This is a genomic window from Lachnospira sp. (genome assembly GCF_016290755.1).
GTDB lineage: Bacteria > Bacillota > Clostridia > Lachnospirales > Lachnospiraceae > Lachnospira > Lachnospira multipara.
The window spans coordinates 1-23988 of record NZ_JAEEVD010000039.1; the positions used below are offsets into that span (position 1 = coordinate 1).

A 23988-nucleotide genomic window follows, 5' to 3' on the forward strand; every position below is an offset into this window, starting at 1 on the left:
CCTCACTATAATGTACTGACATGATGTTCCTCCTTCATGATGATTATATTATATATTATCGAACATCATGTTACCAATTTAGTTTACCAGTACAGGTGCTGTCTGACGTAGATTATGTTCTTGATACACTGGGTGATCGGGAACTTCCAAAGGAGTTTGGCATTCTCAAAAATGGAGGCAAGCTGGTATCTCTTCGCGGAATGCCAAACGGAGAGTTTGCCGTCCGCGCAGGAATGCCTGCATTCAAAAGGGGGCTGTTAAAACTTGCTGGCCGAAAATATGACCAGATGGCTGCAAAGAAGAATCAGAGTTACTACTTCATCTTTGTACATGAAGATGGCGCGGGCTTGGAGAGAATCTCTGACATATTCGCAGAGCTACACATCGAAGCATCTGTTGATGAGGTGTTCTCCCTTGACGAGGTGAACAGCGCACTGCAAAAAGTAGCTGCAGGAAGATCAAAGGGAAAGACAATCATAAGCATGCCATGAAACAACATGTTCCAACAAAAGAAATTTACAATTACTTGAAAGTCTTTTTTATCTGCTCTAGAAACTTTTCAGCAATAGGAGTAAAGGTCTGATATTTATTCCATATGAGATATAGTTCTGACTTCAGCTCTGGTGAAAGAGGTCTGAATACTATGTCAGTTCCCTCAGTATTTATCAGATTCTTAAATGTGAGAAGAATTCCAAGATTTTCTTTTGCAAAAACAGAGCCATTGTAGGAAAGTCTAAAGGATCCCTCAAGCTTAAGTTCTGGATATTTGTCTTTGGCCCATGCTTTGATTTCATTATTCCAACTCTGCTCTGAGACAAATAGAGGCTGCCCTATCAAGTCAGAGACATGGATGACCTTTTTCTTGGCAAGGTAATGAGATGAAGAAATGATTGCTCCCCAAACATCAGCTTCCGGAAATTTTATATATTCATATTTATTACTGTCAGGTGTTTCGCATAGTACGGCAAAGTCTAAAATACCCTTATCAAGCTTTTCAGTAACTTGCTCAGTGTCACCGCTAGTTATATGATAAGTGAGATTAGGGTATTTTTCTTTTAGTTTATAAATTTCTCTGGCAAGGTATCTGATCTGATAGCTTTCTGCTAGTCCAAAATATATATCCCCACCTGTTATATCATCTAAGGAGTTAAATTCCTGTTCGATTTTATCTGACATAGCCACAAGATCCTGGGCGCGGTCACGAAGAAGCATACCTTCATCAGTAAGTGAAATACTGAAGCTGTGTCTGACAAACAGTTTTTTTCCAAGTTCTTCCTCTAGTGCTTTTAATGTCTTTGAAAGAGTAGGTTGTGATACATGAAGCTGCTTGGCAGCTTTTGACATGTTTTCTTCCCTGGCAACTGCAAGAAAGTATCTGAGATTTTTTATTTCCATGAAACCCTCCATAAAGCTTACCGTTTATATGTTATTCCAAAAATAAATATCATGATATTTATTATATTCATTTGCGAAAATCAGGTCAAGGCTTTAATATAAAACAGGAAGGAGAAATAAGATGGATTTTATGGAAAAGACAAGACAGAGATTTCATTTGCTAGATGCCTATAGAGGCTTTGTAGTTCTTAATATGATAGCCTATCATTTTTGCTACGACTATTTTGTATTATTTAGTGGAGAGGGTAATTGGATATTTAATAAAAATGTATATATATGGGAGCAGTACATTTGCATATCCTTTATCTTCTTATCTGGTTTTGTTTGGAATTTTAATACTAATCACAAGTTAAAGAGGGGCTTGATTGTTAGCTTCTTTGGTGTTTTGATAACTCTTGTGACAGCTAGCCTTGGACCAGATATTGCAATTTATTATGGCGTGCTATTTTTATTAGGTGCTTCTATGCTTATTCTTATTCCCCTATCTAAGTGGCTAGATAAATTGCCGTCTGTTGGAGTTTTTCTAGTTGCTTTATTTATGTATCTATTTACATTTTCAATACCAGCAAGACATGTGGGACTTCATAGGCTAAGGTTAATTAAGATGCCAGATTACTTGTATGAGCATCAGTTTTTAGTACCCGTTGGATTTTTAAAGGAAGGCTTTGTATCAGCAGACTATTTCCCTATAATGCCTTGGTTTTTCCTTTTTGTAGCTGGTTATGCTTTTAATCGAGTTTTAAATGATAGAGGCTTTTTTGAAAGAGAAGAATTTTTAAAGACTGCAACAATTAAAGTACCAATATTAGATTTTATTGGTAAACACAGTTTGTTTTTCTATATTATTCATCAACCCATATGTATGGGAATATTAACTATTATTTTTTGATCAAGAGGTTTATATAATTTTCAGATTTTAAAGGTTGACTTAAAGTTAACTTTAAGTCTTATCCTATTATAGGATTGATTAACATAACAAAGAAATTATGGTTTGTTTGGAGGAATTTAACATTTGTAAATTGTACAATTGAGAGTTTACAGGGATTTTGTTATATAGATAATCTTACTTTAAAGAATTGTAAGCTTATTAATACTAGTTTAGCATTTGAGTTTGTTGAAAATGTAGATGCCCAAATAACAACTAAGATTGATAGTGTATTTAACCCAATTAGCGGAACTATTAAAGCTGATGAAATAGTAAATAGACGTGGTACAGATTCTATTAAATGGGATGTGGCTGATAATGAACTTCCTATGTGGGTTGCAGATATGGATTTTCAAACTGCACCAGAGATAATTGATGCATTGATTAAACGTGCCAAAGAAGGTGTATTTGGCTATACTGATGTCAATGACGAATGGTATGATGCATATATTAATTGGTGGAAGAATAGACATGGATTTGAAATGAATCGTGAGTGGTTAATGTTTTGTACTGGCGTAATTCCAGCAATTTCATCAACTGTACGTAAATTAACAACTCCTAATGAAAAAGTTATAATTCAGACTCCAGTATATAATATATTTTTTAATAGCATATTAAATAATGGCTGTCAGGTTTTAGAAAGTCCACTTCATTACGAAGATGGTATTTATAGCATTGATTTTGATGATCTAGAAGAGAAAATGTCTGATCCTCAAGCAAGTCTTATGATACTTTGTAATCCTCATAATCCTGTAAGTAAGATTTGGTCAAAAGAGGAATTAGCAAAGATTGGTGAATTGGCAAAAAAGCATGGTGTTACAATTATATCTGATGAGATTCACTGTGATTTAACTATGCCAGGAAAGGATTATATTCCATTTGCAGCTCATGCAGCAATTATTAGAAAAGAAACAGGACTTTATTTATCTTCAGGTACAGTATATGGTGATTGTGGAAAGGATTTTCTCAGAATGAATGTGGCTTGTACAAAAGCTAATTTACAAGATGGCCTTTCAAGACTTAAAAAGGCGATAGATAGTCTATAAAGATGTGAAAAATTTACTATAGGAAATAAAAAAATTTTCTGATATATTATAAATGTATCAGGATAATATTTTTATTGGAGTAATAAACAAAGTGGAAAAATTACATTTTAAAAAGGTATTACTGATTTTTGTTATAGTACTAATTTTTTTGATAACGCTTTTAATTACGACTATAGTGAAAACTAAAATTTATAATAAAGAAGTTCATGTAGAAAAATATAGTGCAAGTGAATATCTTAATACGAAGGTTGTAGGGAAATATCTTGTTATTCAGACCTTACCAAGAGCTAGTACTTGGGGAAAGATTTTTGATTTTAATAATGAAGGTATAACGGAAAATAATTATAAGGCCTATACTTATGATTTTACAATTATGAATAATACTAATGATAGGGTTTCAGAATTTAATTTTGCTTTGTATTTTGATCAAGAAGTATATATATCATCTGCATGGAATGGAGCTCTTGAAATTCATCAAAATATTAATGGCACAGAATACGTAGCAACTGTTCCTGATATGCGAGAATTTGATAAAAGTCTATATGAATTTAATACAGTAAATGTTGACGGAGACGATTTAATCGTATTAGAGGCTGGAGATAGTTTGGTCTATTATCCAAGTTCAAGTCTAAATGCTAAGGAAATGCCAATAGAAAGCCATGAGGCAACAACGCCTGGTATTATTATGTATATTCCTATGGATGATGAAATTATAGATTCAAGTTTAGAAATTCAATATAAGTTTCATAGGATAATAGTTGCGGATCCTATGTTTTGGATTTCTTTTGTTGGTTTTTTATTATGGTGTGTGACTTTAACGGTTTATATTGTTATTTATTTACAAATAAGTAAATATGAAGAACAACACAAAAGAGATAATCGAATAATAGAGGAATCCATTGAGACATTTACAAGATTTATAGATGCAAAAGATCCTTATACTAATGGTCATTCTAAAAGAGTGGCCAATTATACAAAAATTATAGCCAAGGAATTGGGGTTTTCAGGTGAAGAATTAGAGCATATTTATTATATTGCGCTTCTTCATGATTGTGGGAAAATTGGTGTGCCAGATAACATTTTAGATAAACCTAGTAAGTTAACAGAAGAAGAGTTTGAAATAATTAAGGCCCATACAATTATGGGTGGCGAGATTTTAAAGCAATTTAAGAGTCTTGAAAATGTAGAACTTGGTGCATTATTTCATCATGAACGTTATGATGGCTTAGGTTATCCTGTAGGTTTAGTTGGTGATGAAATTCCATATATTGCAAGAATAATATGTCTTGCAGATGCTTATGATGCCATGAATTCAGATAGAGTTTATAGAAAACGATTAGATAAAGAAGAAATAATCAGACAAATTGAGAGTAATAAGGGTAAACAATTTGATCCTAATATTGCAGATGTAGTACTCGAATTAATAAAGAACGACAAACTAGATGTAGAAAATTACTAGTACATTAATAAGGACAATAGGTAAATTTTATACAAAATAATAGCTATTATAAAACCTGACCGCAAAGGTATAGTCACTTTGTAAGATAAACTTATAAAGTAAATACTATCTTTGTTGGTCAGATTTTTTGTGCTTGAGAAAATGTTACTATTTATGTAAAATAGAAAAGCATTTTTTTAGACAAAACACATTTAAGGAGTAATTAAAATGGAAAATGATTGTAAAATAAAGGCTAATGGATGGGCATTAATTCCAATAGCTATTTTTTTAGTTTTATATTTAGGTAATGGTATCTTTTTTGAATATATTAGCCCAGTTGAAGGTCAGATGGGTTTCTATGTTGTATCTGTGGTTTTGGCCTTTAGTATATCTTTAATTTTTGCTTTTATACAGAATAGAAAACTAAGCTTTGATGAGAAAATACATCTTTGTGCAACTGGAATTGGAGATGATAACATTGTGATTATGTTATTCATTTTCATATTAGCAGGTGCCTTTAGCGGCATTGCATCCGCAGCAGGTGGAGCAACAAGTACAGCGAATATGTTACTTAATATTATTCCAAAGGGTTTTGAAGTTCCTGGACTTTTCTTTATTGCTTGCCTTATTTCAATGGCTATGGGAACTAGTGTAGGTTCAATTACAGTTCTTGTACCAATTGCTGTGGCAATTTCTTCTAATGGTGGCTTATCTTTACCATTATGTGTGGGCGCAGTTGTAGGTGGTTCAATGTTTGGGGATAATCTATCCTTTATTTCAGATACAACAATTGCTGCTACTAAAACTCAGGGTGTGGCAATGAAGGATAAGTTTAGAACTAATATTAAAGTATCCCTTCCAGCAGCTGTTATTACATTTGTGATTTTGGTTATCTATTCCTTTATGAATAAGGGCGAGACAATTGGAAACTTTGATTTTAATATTTGGCAGGCACTTCCTTATTTCCTTGTATTGGTATTATCAATTGTTGGTATAAATGTATTTATTGTGTTAACTATTGGTATCTTAAGTTTTGTGCTTGCAGGTGTGGTAACAGGAAGTCTAGTTTATGCAACAGCACTTTCTTCAATTGGAACTGGTATTTCAGGAATGTTTGAGACTATGATTGTTACAATCCTAGTGGCTTCAATCACATCTCTTATTCGTAATAATGGTGGTTTTGAGGCTATTTTAGCATTTATTAGAAAAAGGGCTAAAAGCAGAGTGGGCGGAATGTTTGGTATTTTTTCTTTAACAGCATTTATGGATATTGCTACAGCTAATAACACAGTAGCTATAGTAGTTGCTGCACCTATTGCTAAGGAAATTGGTGATGAATATGGTGTTGAGCCAAAGAAGGTAGCTTCTTTACTTGATGTAAGCTCATGTATCATGCAGGGGATTATTCCTTATGGCGCACAGTTACTTGTGGCATCAAGTATTGCAGGAATTCCAAGTTTTAATTTTATACCATATTTGATTTATCCATTTGTATTATGTTTATTTGTAATAATTTCAATTGTGTTTGATAGAAAGAAGAATAATTAAATTATAATAATAGGCTTATAGTCCTAAAGATTAGATAAATTCTAGTCTTTAGGGCTTTTATTTTTTGATTTAAAGACTTTAAAAGAAGTGAATTTAATTATAAAATATAAACAAAGGGAGGATTATATGAATATAAGGGAGTATAAAATATTATTATTAGATGATGAGAGTGAAATATTAAATCATATAGAGAATGGTTTAAAACAAGAAGGGTTTTATCGTATTTTTAAAACTTCTACATTAGAAGAAGCCAAAAAAACATTTTTAAAAGAAAAACCACATATACTTGTTTTAGATATTATGTTACCTGATGGAGATGGATATGAATTATTAAAATATGTCAGAAGCTCTTCAGATATACCAGTTATATTTTTAACTGCAAAGGATGAAGATGTTGATAAATTAATTGGTTTAGGACTAGGTGCAGATGATTATATAACTAAGCCATTCATTATGAAAGAATTAGTGTTTAGAATAAATGCAATATTAAGAAGAAGTTATAAAATTAAGTTACAGGAAACAGAGAATTGTATTTTGGGTGACGTAATAATCGATTTTTCACAAAATGTTGTAATAAATAATGATAAAAGTGTAAATCTGACAGCTATGGAGAGAGAAATTTTAAGTAAACTATATGAGAATAAAAATAGAGTGTTAACAAAAGATGCAATAGCTGATGCTATATGGGGAGAGGATATAAGTGGAAATGAACAAAGCTTGATAATGCATATACGCAGAATTAGAAATAAGATAGAGGAAAACCCGTCAGAGCCTAAATATTTAAAAACAATTAAAGGAATAGGGTATAAACTTATAGTTAATTAGTGAGGAAAAAATGAGGGAGATTATAAAAAAATATATAAAAGCAATTGTTATTGTTGTAAGTGTTTTGATGTTAATAAATATGATAAGTTTGGAATTGGTGCTAGATTTTTTAACTCAAACACAAAATATAACGGTTGATAAATTTATAAATGGAATAGAAATAAAAGACAATGTCTGCATAGTAAATGAATATGTTGATGAATATTGTGACAAAAACTTTAAGTGGTATATGGTTTTAAATGAAAATGGTGAAATACTATATTCGAATGATTTACCAGATGAATTAAATAAGACGTATACAGTATCAGATATAGCAAGTGCATCGAAATGGTATTTATCAGGTTATTCAGTTGATATTATACAAATACCAAATGGACTTACAATTTTAGGAAATGATGGGGAATTATATTGGAAAAAGAATTTGAAAATCAGTAAAAATACTATGCTTGCATGTATTATAACTGCCATTATTAATAATATAATTATAACTGTTTTATTATCATTATTGTTTGCTAAAAAAATTATTACAAAAATCAAGAAAATAACAGATGGTATAATGAGTTTATCAAATGGTGAACAAGTTATTTTAGAAGAAAGCGGAGACTTAAAAGATATATCGAAAGCGTTAAATATTGTATCAAAAAATATAGACATGCAGAAGAAAAAAATTCAGGAAAACGAAAAGATAAAAAAAGATTGGATGTCAGGTATAACTCATGATGTTAGAACTCCTTTAGCAGTTATAATAGGAAAATGTGAAGAATTAAAAGAATTAGATTCTAATAAAATCGTAAATATGAAAATTAAAACTATACAGAATCAATCATTTAAAATTAAATACTTGATAGATGATTTATCACTATTAAATAATCTTGATATTAACAATATAATTATAAAAAAGGAAAGGACAAAACTAGATCAAATTATAAGAGAGTGCGTGGCAGATATTATGAATATGTATGATGATAATGATTATACTATTCAACTAGAATCTAATGCTAAATCAGATGAATTATATATGGAAGCAGATGAGCATTTGTTAAAAAGAGCTTTTACGAATATTTTATTGAATAGTCTTGTACATAACGAATATAAATGTTTTATTAATATTGTTATAGAGAAGCAAGAAGAGGAAATAAAAATTGTATTTGTTGATGATGGAATAGGAGTAGATACTAAAGAATTAATTGTATTAAACAATAGGGAAGGCAATAACTCAAGTTTACATGGTTGGGGGACTATAGTTGTAAAAAAAATTATTGAATTACATAATGGTAAAGTTGAATTTGAGAAAGCAAAAAAAGGTATGAAAGTGTGTATATTATTGCCTTTGAGATAAAAAGTTAGTTTAAAGTTAGGAAAAAATTATCCCCTTGTTATAAGCTATTGCTATTATTTAGAAAGGGTAAGAGCATTTCACAAGGGGGTAGTTATTTATGAAAAAATTTATGCTTTTATTTATTATTGGCCAGCTATTTGTATATTCTTTTATATTTAGCAAATCTTTTTATGATGTTTATATATTAAATAATATGACAAATAGTAATTTAAATGCATATTATATAGATGATGTTACTGGCAATAATTTAGAGCGTATTTATAACAGTTTGGTTGAATATAATGCTGAAATAGAAATTGTTAAAGAGCCAGTATCTAATAATTCAATTCAAGAATATAGAGTGCTATATTCTAATAATCTTAAAATTTCAAAAAAAGTCCCAATTAATAAAGATAAAAAAATAACTTATGCAGAGTTATCAAAAGATGATTTTGTTGATTCTATTGGTGTATTTTATACAGATTTAAATCATAACGATATGAATAAAATTTCTGAGGAATTAGAATTGGAGATAAAAGCATATGGAGAAAAGCAAATAGATTATATTCAAATTTTAAAGAATAATGGCATTAATTTTACAATTTTATTGGTAATAACTCAAGTTATACTTTTTATATATACATGTACTCGTATAAAAATAAATGCAATAAAAAAGTTAAATGGATTTAGTGCTTTTAGGATGGTAAAAGATTCTTTATATGAATTTCTGAAGTTAGAAATATTATCAGCTATTGTTATTTTGTTATTAAATGTAACTTATATATGTGTTATAAAAAAATTTAGTTTTAATTATGTGGTTTTGTTATTATTTTTTATTGCTATTGTTGTTTTAATAACAGTTATACAATTAATGTTAACTCAAATTAGTATAAGGTTTATAGATATAAGTGATATGATAAAAAATAAAACTTTTAGACCTGTTTGGTCTTTAGTAATGAATTTTACAAAGATAATTTTGTTAGTTGCAATTACGTTATCAATCACATCATTAAGTATTCAATTAGATAATTATAATGAAACTTTAAACAATATTAATAAGTATAGACAATTAAATACGTATTTTACATCTAATGGTTATAATGCTCAGGAATATGATAAGTGTTTTTCCAAAAAAGAAGAGATAAATAAAATATCTGATGATATGAAGAAAATGTATGAAGAAAATGAAGAACTAGCCTTGTTAATAGATGCCAATATAACAACGTATTCTACAGATGCATATTACAATTTATATAATATTAGTTTTAACGATTTATTAAATTCATATCAAGATAATTATGTAGTAGTTAATAATAAGTATTATAAAACCTTTATGCAACTAAAAGATGAAAATGGAGTATGTATAGATGAATTACCGGATAAAACTATATTGATTCCTAAAAAATATAAGAATGATTATGAAGTTATTGATTATTGTAAGAAAAAATATTCAGAGCTTTACAATTATGATGTTTATTATAAAAACGAAAGCGAAGTTGAAATAAGCGATATTAATATTATATTTATTGATAATAACCAGAATATACCTATTTTGGATGAATATATAATTGAATCTAATCAGAAAATAACTAATTCTATTATATACGTAGATGATTGTAATTTAGCAGGCACTTGGTATTTAGAAGAATTAGCTAAAGGAAAACTATCATTTAAATTACCTGATAGATCAGAATATCAGAAAATGTTAGTTAAATATTCATTAAATGAAATGCTGTCATCAGCAACTTTATTAACGCCTTTATCAGATGATATAAGATATTATGAGTTTATTGTAAATCAAGCAATAATATTTGTAATCTTATTTATTGCAACACTAATATTAATAGCGTATTTTTCTTGCTATTTAGAGATAATGATAAATCGTAAAAAATACGCAATTAAATATTTAATGGGGTTTTCTAATTTTAAAATTCTTCAATCGCAGTTAACTTATGATTTGCTGTTGTTTATAATAATGTTTTTTTTGCTTGGTTTAAAACAAAATATATCTGCAATAATTATAGGAATAGTAGCTGATCTAATATTTATAATAATGATTTTTAACAAGGAAATAATCAAGTCTATATCAGGTATAATGAAAGGGGAATGATTAATGGATGAGATTTTATTATTAAAAGGAATATCAAAAAAATATGACAATAATGAGGTATTATCAGGAGTAAATTTATCTGTTATGAGTGGAGATATGATTGCAATTGTTGGTGAAAGTGGAAGAGGAAAGACTACTTTGCTGAATATATTAGGTTTAATAATTAATCCATCAGATGGTGAATATTTAATAAATGGAAAACAAATAAAAAATATTGATTCAAGAGAAGCTATGATGATTAGAAGAAATTATATTGGGTATTTATTTCAAAATTATGGTTTAGTGGAAGATGAAACAGTAGAATGGAATATAAAACTGGCATTCAGTTATAAGAAAATGAAAAATAAAGAAAAAAATGATGAGGTTTTGTTTTATTTACAAAAATTTGGATTGGAGAATAGTCTAAAAAAGAAGGTTTATCAACTAAGTGGTGGAGAGCAACAACGAGTAGCTTTAATTAGGTTAATGATAAAAGATACACCGATAATACTTGCAGATGAACCAACTGGATCACTTGATAAAAATAATAGAGACTTGATAATGGAGGAATTAATAAAATTTAATAAAACAGGTAAGACAATTATAATAGTTACACATGATAATGAAGTTGCAAATATGTGTAAAAGAAAAATTGATTTAAGATAGAGGAAGCCCTTAAAGGCGGAATTTAGGAAGCAGAGGCAAGAGATTGCCTCTGTTTTTTTATAGATAATTTAAAATAATTTTTAAATAGCTTTGACATAAGAAAATTAAAGTGTTAATCTTAAGATGTAATTAAAATAAATTTTAAATAGCTATTTATAAAGTTTAAACAATATGAAGGAAGGTGATCATACGGCTAAGGCAAATATTTTTAAAGTATTATCTGATAAACAAAGAAGGGATATATTAGTTATGCTTAAGGATGAGAGACTTAATGCAGGGGAAATTGCTCAAAAGTTAGGCGTTAGCCCGGCAGCTCTTTCGTATCATTTGAAACTTCTAAAGGAAGCAGATTTAGTTATGGAATATAAGGAGAAAAATTTTATTTATTATGAAATTAACGCAACAGTTTTTCAAGAGTTAGTTATGTGGATTAGTCAATTTAAAGGAGAGTAAGATTATGAAGAATAATGTAATTAGAAAAATTATGTGTGTATTAGCGCTTGTTAATTTAGTAGTAATGGCTGTGTTAATGAGCTTTTTACCTGAAAAGATGCCTATGCATTATGATTTAAATGGAGTTGTGGATAGATGGGGAAGTAAATATGAGAATTTCATTTTCCCAATTATAATTATTGTAATGGGGATTTTTTGGATAGCATTTTCAATGTATTTTGAAAGAAAGGCAAGAAAGACTAGTGAAGAAAAGGAAATTAAATCTCTAGAGGCTAATGCTAAGGTGCTAGATATTGTGGGATTATGTCAAACGCTCTTTTTTATTTTCATGGAAGCTTTTGGCCTTTATAAAGCTATTAACTTAATAAATACGGATGCTACAACAATGTCAGTGGATAGTACTAAAATTGAAATAATTGGAACGGGAGTACTATTAATTGTATTAGCTAACTTTATGACTAAGGCAAAGATGAATAAATACGTGGGAATAAGAACTTCTTATAGTATGTATAATGACAGAACTTGGAGAAAATCTAATAGATTTGGCGCCTATGCACTTATGATTAGCGGACTTTTAATTATTGTTACAGCCGTATTTATAAAGCAATCAATTGTTGGAGTTTTTCTAATGCTTGCTTATATATTAGTGGCAGTTATAGCAATTATGATATATTCTAAAAAAGTATATGATGAAGAAAGAACAAAACAATAAATGTAAAGTAATATAAAGGAGGTTTTTATGTCAGTTAATGTTAATGATTTTATAATTTCAAAGGAAAAAATATATTTAAAAGATGAGAATGATAATATAATCGCTTATGTTGATTTTCCTGAGTTTGAAGAAGGAAAGGTTGAAGTTACACATACAGTTGTTGATCCTTCTTTAAGAGGACAGGGAGTTGCAGGAATATTAATGGAATTGTTAGTTAAGGAACTAAGGAAAAGAAAGGCTAAGGCAGAACTTACTTGTTCTTATGCAGTAAAGTGGTTTAATAAGAATAAGGAATACAGTGACTGCTTAATTGATCCAGAGGATGAAGCTAGAAAGGCTTTGGAAATGACAGGAAATGAGGCATGCGCTATTCCTAAACATAGAAAGTAAAGTAACTAGAAAAAGAGGAAGAAGGAGCTAAATATGAAGTGCGATAAGAAAAATATGCTGCTCTATGCAGTTACAGACAGAGCCTGGACAGGTAAACAAAGTCTTTATGAACAGGTAGAGGAAGCCCTTAAAGGTGGAATTACTTGCCTTCAGTTAAGAGAAAAGAATTTATCAGACGAGGAATTTTTAAAGGAAGCTATTAAGATTAAAGCTTTGTGTAATAAATACAAGGTTCCTTTTTTTATAAATGACAATGTGGAAGTTGCGATTAAATGTGGAGCTGATGGAATTCATGTTGGACAAGATGATATGGCAGCAGGAAGAGTAAGAGAACTTGTGGGAGACAAGATGATGATTGGAGTTTCAGCTCATTCTGTTAAAGAAGCGGTTGAAGCTGTTAAAAATGGCGCAGATTGTTTAGGGGTAGGCGCTATATTTTCAACATCAACTAAAAAGGATGCTAGTGTGCTTGACTTAAGTGTTGTATCTGATATCTGCAAGGCAGTATCTGTGCCAGTTGTAGCAATTGGTGGTATAAAAAAGGATAATATATCTAAGCTAAAGGGCACAGGAGTAGACGGAGTTGCTTTAGTTAGTGCAATATTTGCAGCCGATGATATAAAGGCTGAATGTGAGGAGTTAAGAAAGCTTTCAGAGGATATGATAAAGTAAATAATAGTCTTTTGGGATGATATAAAATTAAAAAGCTTGCTAGATTAGGAATAGGTTTTTCCTGCTCTAACAAGCTTTTTCTTAATTTGTAATTTCTACATGATTTTTAATGTTACTGTTCATAAGCTTTAGACAAAGATTTTTAATCTTATATCTATAGGCAAGTAACATTGAAAGAATTGCACCAAGATATGTCTGTGTAATTTCATAAGGCATAGTAATAATTGCATATTCCTTAGTACTATAAATAAAGGCCTTACCAAGTGTGTAGCCAAGAACCATAACAAGGCCACCAACAATAACAGCAATAGCTGAAGCAAGCTTAGGCTTGTTTTTAAGTGTGTGGTGTGCAATTAATGAAATAACGAATGCCTGTAAACCGTGAGTTACTAAAGAAACAAACATTGTTAGGGGATAGAAAATCATATCTCCAAAGAAGGAACCTACACCACCAACAATAAAAGCTTCAACAGGATTTAGTATTAAAGCAGCAAGGCAAATTACAGCATCACATAGATAAACATGTCCTCCAGGTACTGGTAGACCAAAGGAAGACATAATAATATTTAGAGCCATAAAAAGTGCGGTCATTGTAATTCTAATAGTTGTTATCTTAGTTGTATTTCTAGTATTTGTAGTCATTTTCCTTTAACTCCTTTACTTTTTGTTTCTGAAAGGTTACCATTAAACTGAGCATATAGAAATAACCAAAAAAGGAGTTTTTAATATAACCAGATGAATATAAAAATAGATTTTAATTTGGAAAAACCAGCATATATTCAGTTATACGAGGGGCTTGTAAAATGTATAGTTGATGGAGTTTATCCCTATGGCAGCAAGTTACCATCTAAGAGGATAATTGCTGCAGATACAGAAACTAGCGTAATTACAGTAGAACATGCAATAACTCTTCTTAATGAAGAAGGCTATACAAAATCAAAGGAAAGAAGTGGTGTCTTTGTTATTTTTAAGGATGAAGATTTTATTAGTAATCAGACCAAAAGAAAAGAAACTACAAAGATTATTAAAGATAAAAGTAATAGTGAGATTTTTAATGATACAGATTTTGGAAAAGATATGGAAAATGAAGAAAAGAAGGGAGATTTTCCAATTTCTGTATTAAATAAAACAATAAGAAAAATCTTGCTTGATTATGGTGATAAGCTTCTAATAAAATCACCTAATTATGGATGCATAGAGCTTAGAAATGAAATATGTTTTTATTTGGCAAGAAGCAGAGGAATATATATACAAGCAAAGCAAGTTATAATTGGTTCTGGAGCAGAATATTTTTATGGCTTAATTGCGCAGTTTTTAGGACATCAAAAATATGTAGCAATAGAAAATCCATCATATAATAAGATACAACAGGTATATGAATCTTTTGGTTTGGTTTGTGATATGCTTGATTTATCGGATAATGGAATATCATCGGATAAGTTGGAGATGACAAAGGCTAAATTATTACATGTAACACCTTTTAATAGTTTTCCATCGGGTGTAACAGCTGATATTTCTAAGAAAAATGAGTATTTAAACTGGGCGAGAAAAAGAGATGGGATAATTATAGAAGATAATTTTGATTCAGAATTAACAGTTTCAAGAAAACTAGAAGAACCCTTATTTTCCATGGCAAATGATGTAAATGTAATTTATATAAATACATTTTCACGAACAATTGCACCGTCTATGCGTATAGGATATATGATATTACCTAATAATTTGATTGAAGAATTTAAGAAAAAATTAGGCTTTTATTCATGTACAGTACCTATTTTTGAGCAATACTTAATTATGGAATTATTAAAAAATGGAGAATTCGAAAGACATATAAATAGAGTTAGAAGAAAAAAGAGAAATGAATTATAATAAAGATGTATCGGAAATAGTTGGTAATCACGTAAAAAAGACACCTGGTGATGATACTGAAGCAATTTTACATTGAAATTAAAATCTGTTATTATATGCTTTACTATTTAAATATAGAAAAAGCGTTTTCAGATATATTTTAGGGAAAGGCGGTAAGTTTATGAATCCAATGGATGAAATTTTTAAGAATAAGAAGGATGAAGATCTTGATGAAATCGAGAAACTCTTTAAGTATGCTAAATTAGATGATGCTCCAGATGAGGACAGAAACGATAAGAGCTATAATCCATTTAGTCATTTAGATGACGATGTTGAAGACTAGAATGAAAAGGACATAGGAATCAATTATTTTGATTCTTATGTCCTTTTTTTACAAAATTAAAATGTCTATTTTTTACAATATATAATATCTAATTTAAGATAGCTTCTTAACCACATCTGTAGGAGCCTTAGTGCAAAGGCTCACGATTACATTCACAATTAAAGCAATAATAAATGCTGGTAATAATTCGTAAATTGCAAATGCACCACCAAGTCCACTAATAACATATTTCCAAAGGAATACAACAATTGCGCCTGTAATCATACCAGCAAGTGCTCCTTCCTTAGTTGAACGTTTCCAGAAAAGTGCAAGTAAAACTACTGGTCCAAAGGCCGCACCAAAACCTGCCCATGCAAAGGAAACAATTGAAAATACAGAACTATTAGGATCTCTTGCAATAAAGATAGCAACTACAGAAATTAAAACTACAGTAATCTTAGCAACCTTTACTGAGACTTCGTCAGATAATTTTTTTCCAAAGAATGTTTGAATTAAATCTGAAGAAATAGCTGAAGCAGAGGCTAAAAGCTGTGAGTCAGCTGTGGACATTGTAGCAGCAAGAATACCTGCAAGGATAAGACCTGCAATAATTGCTGGGAATAAACCATAACTACTCATTAAATTTGCAATATGAATAATAACTCTTTCTGAGTCGGCTGTATTATTAAATGTAGGAATAACGCCTGTTGCACTCATTCCTAGACCTACAATACCAATAAGAAGTGCTACTGCCATGGAAATAACTACCCACACGCTAGCAACTCTTCTTGAAGTTTTAATCTTATTAACATCTCCAATAGCCATAAATCTAATAAGGATATGTGGCATACCAAAGTAACCAAGACCCCAAGCAAGCATTGAAATTGCAGTGATTGCTGAATAAGGTGAGGCGCTGTTAGTAGTAGCATCATGAACAGATGTAATACTAAAGAAACCTGGTAAGTCCTTAGCATTATCAATTACTGCATCAAGACCACCGGCCTGATTAATACCAAATAAAATAACAATAAATAGGGCAATTGTCATACAGATACTCTGAATAAGGTCTGTAGTACAAACGGCCTTAAAGCCACCCATTGTACAGTAAAGCGCAATAATAATTGCACTAACAACCATGGCGAGTAAATAGTTTACGCCAAATAATGTATTAAAAAGCTTACCGCATGCGGCAAAACCTGATGCTGTATATGGAATAAAGAAAACAACAATAATTAAAGCTGAAATACAAGTTAAGATATTTTTCTTATCTCCAAAACGCTTTGAGAAATACTCAGGAACTGTAATTGCTCCAAGAATTTCAGTTTGCTTTCGTACTTTCTTTGCTACAAAGAGCCAGTTAAGATAAGTACCTAGGGCTAAACCAAGGATTGTCCAAAATGGATCTGCAAGACCTGAAATATATGCAAGTCCTGGGATACCCATTAGTAACCAGCTACTCATATCAGAGGCCTCGGCGCTCATGGCAGTTACAAAGGGGCCTAACTTTCTACCACCTAAGTAGAAATCGCCAGTGTCTTCGTTACCTTTTGAGAAAATAATTCCAACTACAATCATCATTACAAGATAGAGGGCAATTGTAATTATCAAACATACTTGTGCTGTCATAAGTATAAGTCTCCCTTCTTAAATTTAAATAATGTATATATAATGTAACTTTACTTATTGATATTAAAATTTATATCAAAAGCAAGTGCATAATCTACGGAAGAATAATGTTATCACAAAGGGTAAATTATGCCAAATGAGTAAAGTTTCACTATGTCATAGTAACGTGCTAATAAGCCAAAGTCAATAAATTAATATTGTATTTAACTAAAGTATTGAAAAAAATACGTTTTACCTTGGATGAAAGTATGCTATAATACCTAAAGCCTATAATTATAATTAAAGGAGGATAATATAATAATGGCAGATATTTGTGAGAAGATGGAAGAACTTGGTGTTATTCCAGTCGTAGTATTAAATGATGTAAAGGATGCAGTACCTCTTGCTAAGGCATTAGTTGAAGGTGGTATCCCATGTGCTGAAGTTACATTCCGTACAGCAGCAGCTGAAGAATCAATCAGAGAAATCAAGAAGGCTTACCCAGAGATGTTACTTATCGCTGGTACTGTTCTTACAACAGAGCAGGTAGATAGAGCTGTAGCAGCAGGTGCAGAAATGATCGTTGCTCCAGGTTTTGATCCAGAAATCGTTGATTACTGTTTAGAGAAGAAGATCCCTGTTTGCCCAGGTATCGTTACTCCTTCTGAGCTTGCTCAGGCAGTTAAGAGAGGTCTTACAAGAGTTAAGTTCTTCCCAGCTGAAGCAGCAGGTGGACTTAAGATGATCAAGGCTATGACAGCAGCTTACACTAACGTAAGAATTATGCCTACAGGTGGTATCAACGCTAAGAACATTACAGAATATCTTGAATGCGATAAGATCTTCTGCTGTGGTGGTTCTTGGATGGTTAAGGGCGACTTAATCAAGGCTGGCGAATTCGATAAGATTAAGGAAATGACAGCTGAAGCTAAGGCAATCGCTGCAAGCGTACGTTAATTAGTATTTTTGTCGTAATAGAACATTAAATATGTATAAATCAAACCAGTCGCTAGTGTATAATTACACTTGCGATTGGTTTTTTATTTTGGAGGTTTTATTATGATTACTAATTTTGGATTTATGCCAGATGGCAAAGAAGTATTTTTAGTAGAGATTAAGAATGAACATTTTAAGGCCAAGCTTATAAGCTACGGCGCAATATTAAATAGTTTCGAGACAGTAGATAATAAGGGGAATAAATTAGATATTGTCTTAGGTTTTGATACATTAGAAGACTACATTTTACAGGATAAGTGCTTTGGCTGCATCGTTGGTAGATGTACTAACAGAATTTCTAACGCCAGCTTTAAGCTAAATGGTGAAACTTATCATTTATATAAGAATAATGCCGGAAATTCTAGCCACGGTGGAAAGGTGGGCTTTGGAAAGAAGGCTTGGGATATTAAGGAGCACACTGAGGATAGCGTAACATTTCATATTACAAGTCCTGATATGGAGGAAAACTATCCCGGTGAACTAAGCTTAGATGTGAAATATTCTCTTACAAGCACAGGCCTTAAGCTTGAATATTTAGGACATACATCTAAGGACACAATTGTGAATTTAACTAATCATGCCTATTTTAATTTAAATGGTCATGCCGCAGGCACTATTGAGAAACATTTACTAACAATCAATGCCGATAATTTTGTTTGGGCAAATGAAAAGACAATCCCAGATGGAAGAATCCTTCCAGTAGCTAACACTCCTATGGATTTCAGAGAAGCTACTGAAATAGGAAAGAATGTCAACTCAGATTACGATCAGATTAAGTGGGCTAAAGGTTTAGATAGAAACTGGTGCATAAATGGTAATTTGCATGAACTTAATAAAGCTTGCGTATTAGAAAGCAAGGAAAGCGGAATAAAGCTAACTATTTCAACAACACAGCCGGGACTTCAGGTCTACACAGGAAACTATCTCTCTGGTAGTCGTCCTGCTAAGGAAAATGTTAACTATATAGATAGAGCAGGCGTGGCCCTAGAATGTCAGGGTTATCCAGATGCTATTAATCATGAGAACTTCCCATCAGTGGTTTTAAGGGCCGGGGAAGAGTATAGAGAAGAGACTGTATACGAGGTTGAAGTAAAGTAGCGCCTTGTTATTTGTAGTGATGTAAAATTGCAACATGTGTGGAAAGCCCGCATTAAAATTGGCTTCGCCAATGAGCGGGCGTTGGGTAGTGATGTAAAATCACTACAATATGCAAATTATTCGCAAAAATTATTGACAATAAAAATGCTCGGTGTTAAAATGCAAAAGGTTTGCAAATTATTTTTTATGTATTATAATATTATTTGCGTCGATAAAACACAGTCGTATATTATAACATAAAGGATTACAAGCGTAAGCTTGATCTAATGAGGAATAGAATATGAAAGAATATAAAACAAAAGCAAGAGATTGTATCTTGGATTATTTTAAGAATCATTGTGATGAAAGGGTAACAGCTGCAGAAGTTTACCAATTTTTAAAGGATAACGGTAATAACGTTAACTTAGCAACAATTTATAGAAACTTAGATAAGATGAGTGAAAAGGGAGAACTATTAAAATCTAAGAATGTCTCAGATGGATGCGCCTTTTATTCATACACTGAGAAGGGGGATTCTTGTTGTAAACATCTCCACTTACAATGTAAGATTTGTGGTCATGTTATACATCTAGAGGAAGATCTAATGAACATTTTATATAGCTATGTTAGTGATAAGATGGGATTTAGCCTCGATTGCAAAGAATCGGTTTTAATGGGAGTTTGTTCAAATTGCAGGTTAGAGGCTGAGAAAGAAGGCGTCTATGCTTGCCATAATGAACAAGAACATAAAGCAGGTATTTGTACCTGTGACCATCATGTTCATGCTAGTCACTCATAGAAAGGGAGTTAAGACATGAAATCCATTTTTAAGAATATTGTAACATTAGCTTTAGTTTTAACACTTGCAGTTAGTTCGTTAGTAGCTTGCGGCAGTGTGAAGAATTCACATTTACAGTCATCTTCAAATGATGATGCTAAGTACGAAATCGTTTGCACAATTTTCCCAATTTATGACTGGGTTAAGAATATCGTAGGTGATAATGATAATGTAAATGTAACACTTCTTTTAGATCAGGGAACTGACATTCATAGTTTCCAGCCAACAACAGCAGATATCGCATTAATATCTGACGCAGATATGTTTATTTATGTTGGCGGAGAGTCAGATGAATGGGCAGAAGATGCAACATCTGAGGCGGTAAACAAGAAGCAGATAGCAGTAAACTTAATGGAAATCCTAGATGATGAAGTGGTTGAAGAAGAAATCAAAGAAGGAATGCAGGCTGAGGAAGAAGATAGCGAAGAGGATGAAGTTGAATACGATGAACATGTTTGGTTATCTTTAAAGAATGCACAAACAATAGTTTCTCAATTGACAGATAAGATTTCTGAAATGGATGAAGCTAATCAAGAAACTTATGTACAGAATAGCGCAATGTATATGGCACAATTAGCAAGTCTTGATGCCCAGTATCAAGCAGTAATTGATATTGCAAGTCAGAAGACATTATTATTTGGTGATAGATTTCCATTTAGATATTTAGTTGAAGATTATAATTTGGATTATTACGCTGCTTTTGTTGGTTGTTCAGCAGAAACAGAAGCAAGCTTTGAAACAATTGCATTCTTAGCAGAAAAGTTAAAGGAATTAGGACTTAGCAAAGTTCTTATAATTGAGAATTCTGATGGAAAGATTGCTGATACAGTAATAGAGCAGTCAAAAACATCAGCTACTAAGGCAGTACTTAATTCTATGCAGTCTGTTACAGCAGATGATGTTAAGGATGGAATTACATATATTTCTATTATGCAAGACAATTTAGAAGTTTTAAAGGAAGCTCTAAATTAATATTTTTTGTATAATAAGGACATGAAAGGAAGTATAATATGTCTATTATTAAGGTTGAAAAATTAGCAGTAGGATATGAAGGTAGGGCAGTAGCGACAGACCTTAATTTTACTGTGAATGAGGGAGATTATCTATGTATTATTGGGGAGAATGGAGCAGGTAAAAGTACTCTTATGAAGACTTTGCTTCATCTTATAAAGCCAGTTTCAGGTGAACTATCTTATATGGATGGCCTCATGCCTTATGAAATAGGCTATTTACCACAGCATACTATCGTTCAGAAGGACTTTCCTGCCTCAGTAGAGGAGATAGTCCTTTCTGGACTTTTATCAAAGAGTGGACTACGTCCATTTTATACAAAAACAGAAAAGAAGATTGCACAAAGAGCTATGGAAAAAATGGACATTTTGGATTTAAAGAAAAAATGTTATCGTAACCTCTCAGGCGGACAAAAGCAGAGAGTTTTACTTGCTAGAGCTTTATGTGCAACTTCAAAATTACTTGTACTTGATGAACCTGTAACAGGTCTAGATCCTAAGGTTACAGAAGATTTCTATAAGCTTATTAAGCAACTTAATGACGAAGGTCTTACAATTATTATGGTAAGCCATGATATGCCATCGGCTATTCGTTATTCTAGCAAGATTCTACTAGTAAACCAGACACAGAAGTTCTTTGGTAAGACAAAAGATTATATGGCTAGTACAGCAAGAAAAGAATTCGATGGCGAACTTTGCGCTTTCGGAATAGAGAATGAAGGAAAGGAGAAAGATAATGGAATTAATTAATACACTCATTTATTATCTAAATTTCTCTTTTGTTAGATATGCAATTATCGTAGGAGTTTTAATTGCCCTTTGTTCATCACTTCTTGGTGTAACACTTGTATTAAAGAGATATTCCTTTATTGGTGATGGCCTTTCTCATGTAGCTTTCGGAGCTATGGCAGTGGCATCAGTAATGAAATTATCTAATAATAATATATTGATTTTGCCAGTGACTATTATTGCTGCGATTCTTTTACTTAGAACAGGACAGAATGCTAAGATAAAGGGAGATGCAGCCATTGCAATGTTATCAGTTTCATCCCTTGCGATTGGTTACTTACTTATGAATGTATTTTCAACTTCAGCTAATATATCCGGGGATGTATGTACAACACTTTTTGGTTCTACATCAATTTTAACTCTAAAAAAGTCAGAAGTTGTTATGTGTATAGTATTATCAATTGTTGTAATACTGACCTTTGTTGTTTTTTATAATAAGATTTTTGCTGTTACTTTTGATGAAAATTTTGCAAAGGCAACAGGCACTAAAACAGACCTCTACAATCTCTTAATTGCAGTTTTAATTGCAGTAGTTATTGTAATAGGTATGAATTTAGTAGGTTCACTTCTTATTTCAGCATTAATTATTTTCCCAGCGCTTTCAGCTATGAGAGTAATTAACCAGTTTAAGGGAGTTGTAATTGCATCGGCTATTATTTCGGTAATCTGTGCCTTAGTAGGTATATTTGCATCAATCCTTCTATCAACTCCAGTAGGTGCAACAATTGTTGCTGCTGATTTAGTGGTTTACTTATTAGCAATGCTTGTAGGGAGAGCACAGTAATGGGAAGATTTGAAAGAACTAAGAATTTAGTGGGTGCCACAGGCTTTGAAAAGCTAACTAATGCAAAGGTGCTTATCTTTGGCGTTGGCGGTGTTGGTGGCTATGTTGTAGAAGCCCTAGCTCGTTCAGGAGTAGGCTATATTGAAATCGTTGATAAAGACGTGGTTAGTGAATCTAATATTAACAGACAGATTATTGCCACAACTAAGACAGTGGGTCAAAGCAAGGTAGAAGCCTTTAAGGAAAGAATTAAGGATATTAATCCTGATTGCACAGTGGTTGCAAGACAGTGTTTTTATTTACCTGATAATAAAGATGAATTTGATTTTAGCCAGTATGATTACGTGGTGGATGCAGTGGATACTGTAACTGCTAAGCTATCAATTATTGAGGAAGCTAAGAGAGTAGATGTACCTGTAATTAGTGCTATGGGTGCTGGTAATAAATTAGATCCTACTAAGTTTGAGGTTGCAGATATTTTTAAAACATCCGTATGTCCTCTTGCTAAGGTTATGAGACGCGAATTAAAGAAGCGAGGCATAAAGAATTTAAAGGTGGTTTATTCTAAAGAGGAGGCAATAAAGCCTGAAGTAGATGAGGCCCTTTTACAAAAGGAATATGAAGAGACAAAAAAGAGACCAGTTGCTGGAAGTATTGCATTTGTGCCTTCGGTTGCAGGTTTAATTATGGCTTCTGAAGTTGTAAAAGATCTTTGTAACTAGCAAAATTTAGAATGTTTGATTTACTTCATATAAATGTGTAAGTTAAAAAACATGCCCCCTTGTTTCATTGTATATTTTATTAATGAATGGTATAATTACTTTACTGTATTAAACGTGATGACAATAAAATATATATGTGAAATAGGGGTTTTTTTTCTATGAAGTTTAAACACATTAGTACCAAATTACTGTGCCTTCTTATACCAACAATTATCTTGGCAATGATTATACTTACAATAGTAAGTGCTAATTTAGCAAGATCGGAATTAATTAAAAGTAATGAGGAATTAATGGAAACATCTTTAAATGGAGAAGCTTATAATATTAATACTATCCTTATGGACATTTTTTCAACAGCTAATGCAGAAGCAGCAACAGGACAGAATTTATATCAAACAGCTTCGGCAGAAGATTTAGAGCAGTCTTTAAAATCGATTGTAAGTACCTATGATGGAATTTTAGGCTCAGGTTTTTGGTTTGAACCTAATGTATATAATAATAATGAAATTTGGGGTCCTTA

The 23988-nt window shown here is 31.5% G+C and carries 26 protein-coding genes; 23 read left to right on the forward strand and 3 right to left on the reverse strand.

Annotated elements, in window-relative coordinates:
* Positions 1-23 precede the first annotated feature (23 nt).
* Entirely contained in the window at positions 24-491 is a 468-nt protein-coding gene (locus tag QVA17_RS09295; protein WP_287388352.1) for a zinc-binding dehydrogenase, read from the forward strand.
* Between the two features lie 31 nt (positions 492-522).
* Here QVA17_RS09295 and QVA17_RS09300 read toward each other — a convergent pair whose 3' ends face one another.
* Positions 523-1395 (reverse strand): LysR family transcriptional regulator, encoded by an 873-nt coding sequence (locus QVA17_RS09300; protein ID WP_287388302.1) that lies wholly within the window; start codon positions 1393-1395, stop codon positions 523-525.
* A 121-nt stretch (positions 1396-1516) separates the two neighbouring features.
* Between QVA17_RS09300 and QVA17_RS09305 the strand changes: the two genes are divergently transcribed.
* The 12 genes from QVA17_RS09305 to thiE all read left to right on the forward strand — a co-directional run bounded on the left by QVA17_RS09305 (position 1517) and on the right by thiE (position 13477).
* Positions 1517-2284, forward strand: coding sequence for a DUF1624 domain-containing protein (locus QVA17_RS09305; protein ID WP_287388304.1), 768 nt, complete (start codon positions 1517-1519; stop codon positions 2282-2284).
* Positions 2285-2358: 74 nt separating this feature from the next.
* On the forward strand, positions 2359-3366 hold the full coding sequence (locus QVA17_RS09315) for an aminotransferase class I/II-fold pyridoxal phosphate-dependent enzyme (protein WP_330635186.1): 1008 nt from the start codon (positions 2359-2361) through the stop codon (positions 3364-3366).
* A gap of 175 nt (positions 3367-3541) precedes the next feature.
* Positions 3542-4825, forward strand: coding sequence for an HD-GYP domain-containing protein (locus tag QVA17_RS09320; RefSeq protein ID WP_287388307.1), 1284 nt, complete (start codon positions 3542-3544; stop codon positions 4823-4825).
* Positions 4826-5032: 207 nt separating this feature from the next.
* The gene (locus QVA17_RS09325; RefSeq protein WP_287388310.1) at positions 5033-6352 is read left to right on the forward strand and encodes a Na+/H+ antiporter NhaC family protein; all 1320 of its coding nucleotides are present in this window, start codon (positions 5033-5035) and stop codon (positions 6350-6352) included.
* A gap of 126 nt (positions 6353-6478) precedes the next feature.
* The gene (locus QVA17_RS09330; RefSeq protein WP_287388311.1) at positions 6479-7177 is read left to right on the forward strand and encodes a response regulator transcription factor; all 699 of its coding nucleotides are present in this window, start codon (positions 6479-6481) and stop codon (positions 7175-7177) included.
* 10 nt (positions 7178-7187) lie between these two features.
* Positions 7188-8516 (forward strand): sensor histidine kinase, encoded by a 1329-nt coding sequence (locus QVA17_RS09335; protein ID WP_287388312.1) that lies wholly within the window; start codon positions 7188-7190, stop codon positions 8514-8516.
* A 97-nt stretch (positions 8517-8613) separates the two neighbouring features.
* Positions 8614-10605, forward strand: coding sequence for a hypothetical protein (locus QVA17_RS09340; protein ID WP_287388314.1), 1992 nt, complete (start codon positions 8614-8616; stop codon positions 10603-10605).
* A 3-nt stretch (positions 10606-10608) separates the two neighbouring features.
* Entirely contained in the window at positions 10609-11250 is a 642-nt protein-coding gene (locus tag QVA17_RS09345) for a putative bacteriocin export ABC transporter (protein WP_287388316.1), read from the forward strand.
* Between the two features lie 171 nt (positions 11251-11421).
* Complete coding sequence (locus QVA17_RS09350) at positions 11422-11703, forward strand: autorepressor SdpR family transcription factor (RefSeq protein WP_287388318.1); 282 nt, start codon at positions 11422-11424, stop codon at positions 11701-11703.
* Positions 11704-11707: 4 nt separating this feature from the next.
* Positions 11708-12415 carry an SdpI family protein gene (locus QVA17_RS09355; protein ID WP_287388320.1) on the forward strand — a complete coding sequence of 236 codons (708 nt, stop codon included), beginning with the start codon at positions 11708-11710 and terminating at the stop codon, positions 12413-12415.
* Positions 12416-12442: 27 nt separating this feature from the next.
* Positions 12443-12805: a GNAT family N-acetyltransferase gene (locus QVA17_RS09360; RefSeq protein ID WP_287388321.1), complete on the forward strand. Its 363-nt coding sequence runs from the start codon at positions 12443-12445 to the stop codon at positions 12803-12805.
* A 33-nt stretch (positions 12806-12838) separates the two neighbouring features.
* Positions 12839-13477 carry a thiamine phosphate synthase gene (thiE, locus tag QVA17_RS09365; protein ID WP_031557660.1) on the forward strand — a complete coding sequence of 213 codons (639 nt, stop codon included), beginning with the start codon at positions 12839-12841 and terminating at the stop codon, positions 13475-13477.
* An 81-nt stretch (positions 13478-13558) separates the two neighbouring features.
* Here thiE and QVA17_RS09370 read toward each other — a convergent pair whose 3' ends face one another.
* The gene (locus QVA17_RS09370) at positions 13559-14119 is read right to left on the reverse strand and encodes an ECF transporter S component (RefSeq protein WP_287388324.1); all 561 of its coding nucleotides are present in this window, start codon (positions 14117-14119) and stop codon (positions 13559-13561) included.
* A gap of 93 nt (positions 14120-14212) precedes the next feature.
* On the opposite strand from QVA17_RS09370, the gene pdxR reads away from it, so the two are divergent.
* Positions 14213-15346 (forward strand): MocR-like pyridoxine biosynthesis transcription factor PdxR, encoded by a 1134-nt coding sequence (gene pdxR / locus QVA17_RS09375; protein WP_287388327.1) that lies wholly within the window; start codon positions 14213-14215, stop codon positions 15344-15346.
* Positions 15347-15506: 160 nt separating this feature from the next.
* Positions 15507-15668 carry a hypothetical protein gene (locus QVA17_RS09380; protein ID WP_180364678.1) on the forward strand — a complete coding sequence of 54 codons (162 nt, stop codon included), beginning with the start codon at positions 15507-15509 and terminating at the stop codon, positions 15666-15668.
* A gap of 93 nt (positions 15669-15761) precedes the next feature.
* Here QVA17_RS09380 and QVA17_RS09385 read toward each other — a convergent pair whose 3' ends face one another.
* A complete protein-coding gene (locus QVA17_RS09385) occupies positions 15762-17273 on the reverse strand; it encodes a sodium/proline symporter (protein WP_287388333.1) in 1512 nt (503 codons plus the stop codon).
* Positions 17274-17573: 300 nt separating this feature from the next.
* Here QVA17_RS09385 and QVA17_RS09390 point away from each other — a divergent pair, with 300 nt between their 5' ends.
* The 8 genes from QVA17_RS09390 to QVA17_RS09425 form a co-directional block, all read left to right on the forward strand.
* A complete protein-coding gene (locus QVA17_RS09390; RefSeq protein ID WP_027430297.1) occupies positions 17574-18209 on the forward strand; it encodes a bifunctional 4-hydroxy-2-oxoglutarate aldolase/2-dehydro-3-deoxy-phosphogluconate aldolase in 636 nt (211 codons plus the stop codon).
* Positions 18210-18311: 102 nt separating this feature from the next.
* Positions 18312-19346, forward strand: coding sequence for an aldose epimerase family protein (locus QVA17_RS09395; RefSeq protein WP_287388336.1), 1035 nt, complete (start codon positions 18312-18314; stop codon positions 19344-19346).
* A gap of 280 nt (positions 19347-19626) precedes the next feature.
* Positions 19627-20124: a Fur family transcriptional regulator gene (locus tag QVA17_RS09400; RefSeq protein WP_287388338.1), complete on the forward strand. Its 498-nt coding sequence runs from the start codon at positions 19627-19629 to the stop codon at positions 20122-20124.
* Positions 20125-20139: 15 nt separating this feature from the next.
* Positions 20140-21135 (forward strand): metal ABC transporter substrate-binding protein, encoded by a 996-nt coding sequence (locus tag QVA17_RS09405; RefSeq protein ID WP_287388341.1) that lies wholly within the window; start codon positions 20140-20142, stop codon positions 21133-21135.
* Positions 21136-21173: 38 nt separating this feature from the next.
* On the forward strand, positions 21174-21923 hold the full coding sequence (locus tag QVA17_RS09410) for a metal ABC transporter ATP-binding protein (protein WP_287388343.1): 750 nt from the start codon (positions 21174-21176) through the stop codon (positions 21921-21923).
* Positions 21910-22746, forward strand: coding sequence for a metal ABC transporter permease (locus tag QVA17_RS09415; RefSeq protein WP_287388346.1), 837 nt, complete (start codon positions 21910-21912; stop codon positions 22744-22746). The genes QVA17_RS09410 and QVA17_RS09415 overlap by 14 nt, the downstream gene beginning before the upstream one ends.
* Positions 22746-23468 (forward strand): tRNA threonylcarbamoyladenosine dehydratase, encoded by a 723-nt coding sequence (locus QVA17_RS09420; RefSeq protein ID WP_287388348.1) that lies wholly within the window; start codon positions 22746-22748, stop codon positions 23466-23468. Before QVA17_RS09415 ends, QVA17_RS09420 begins: the two co-directional genes overlap by 1 nt.
* A gap of 290 nt (positions 23469-23758) precedes the next feature.
* Positions 23759-23988 (forward strand): hypothetical protein (locus tag QVA17_RS09425; RefSeq protein WP_287388351.1); only part of this gene is annotated, 230 nt, incomplete at its 3' end.

Excerpts from the sequence above, each read along its gene's own strand:
- QVA17_RS09305 (WP_287388304.1), top strand. The coding sequence starts at position 1,517 with ATGGATTTTATGGAAAAGACAAGACAGAGATTTCATTTGCTAGATGCC.
- QVA17_RS09325 (WP_287388310.1), top strand. The coding sequence starts at position 5,033 with ATGGAAAATGATTGTAAAATAAAGGCTAATGGATGGGCATTAATTCCA.
- QVA17_RS09395 (WP_287388336.1), top strand. The coding sequence starts at position 18,312 with ATGATTACTAATTTTGGATTTATGCCAGATGGCAAAGAAGTATTTTTA.
- QVA17_RS09355 (WP_287388320.1), top strand. The coding sequence starts at position 11,708 with ATGAAGAATAATGTAATTAGAAAAATTATGTGTGTATTAGCGCTTGTT.
- QVA17_RS09360 (WP_287388321.1), top strand. The coding sequence starts at position 12,443 with ATGTCAGTTAATGTTAATGATTTTATAATTTCAAAGGAAAAAATATAT.
- QVA17_RS09385 (WP_287388333.1), bottom strand. The coding sequence starts at position 17,273 with ATGACAGCACAAGTATGTTTGATAATTACAATTGCCCTCTATCTTGTA.
- pdxR (WP_287388327.1), top strand. The coding sequence starts at position 14,213 with ATGAATATAAAAATAGATTTTAATTTGGAAAAACCAGCATATATTCAG.
- thiE (WP_031557660.1), top strand. The coding sequence starts at position 12,839 with ATGAAGTGCGATAAGAAAAATATGCTGCTCTATGCAGTTACAGACAGA.
- QVA17_RS09350 (WP_287388318.1), top strand. The coding sequence starts at position 11,422 with ATGAAGGAAGGTGATCATACGGCTAAGGCAAATATTTTTAAAGTATTA.
- QVA17_RS09335 (WP_287388312.1), top strand. The coding sequence starts at position 7,188 with ATGAGGGAGATTATAAAAAAATATATAAAAGCAATTGTTATTGTTGTA.
- QVA17_RS09410 (WP_287388343.1), top strand. The coding sequence starts at position 21,174 with ATGTCTATTATTAAGGTTGAAAAATTAGCAGTAGGATATGAAGGTAGG.
- QVA17_RS09415 (WP_287388346.1), top strand. The coding sequence starts at position 21,910 with ATGGAATTAATTAATACACTCATTTATTATCTAAATTTCTCTTTTGTT.
- QVA17_RS09405 (WP_287388341.1), top strand. The coding sequence starts at position 20,140 with ATGAAATCCATTTTTAAGAATATTGTAACATTAGCTTTAGTTTTAACA.
- QVA17_RS09420 (WP_287388348.1), top strand. The coding sequence starts at position 22,746 with ATGGGAAGATTTGAAAGAACTAAGAATTTAGTGGGTGCCACAGGCTTT.
- QVA17_RS09340 (WP_287388314.1), top strand. The coding sequence starts at position 8,614 with ATGAAAAAATTTATGCTTTTATTTATTATTGGCCAGCTATTTGTATAT.
- QVA17_RS09295 (WP_287388352.1), top strand. The coding sequence starts at position 24 with ATGTTCCTCCTTCATGATGATTATATTATATATTATCGAACATCATGT.
- QVA17_RS09400 (WP_287388338.1), top strand. The coding sequence starts at position 19,627 with ATGAAAGAATATAAAACAAAAGCAAGAGATTGTATCTTGGATTATTTT.
- QVA17_RS09370 (WP_287388324.1), bottom strand. The coding sequence starts at position 14,119 with ATGACTACAAATACTAGAAATACAACTAAGATAACAACTATTAGAATT.
- QVA17_RS09300 (WP_287388302.1), bottom strand. The coding sequence starts at position 1,395 with ATGGAAATAAAAAATCTCAGATACTTTCTTGCAGTTGCCAGGGAAGAA.
- QVA17_RS09345 (WP_287388316.1), top strand. The coding sequence starts at position 10,609 with ATGGATGAGATTTTATTATTAAAAGGAATATCAAAAAAATATGACAAT.
- QVA17_RS09390 (WP_027430297.1), top strand. The coding sequence starts at position 17,574 with ATGGCAGATATTTGTGAGAAGATGGAAGAACTTGGTGTTATTCCAGTC.
- QVA17_RS09380 (WP_180364678.1), top strand. The coding sequence starts at position 15,507 with ATGAATCCAATGGATGAAATTTTTAAGAATAAGAAGGATGAAGATCTT.
- QVA17_RS09330 (WP_287388311.1), top strand. The coding sequence starts at position 6,479 with ATGAATATAAGGGAGTATAAAATATTATTATTAGATGATGAGAGTGAA.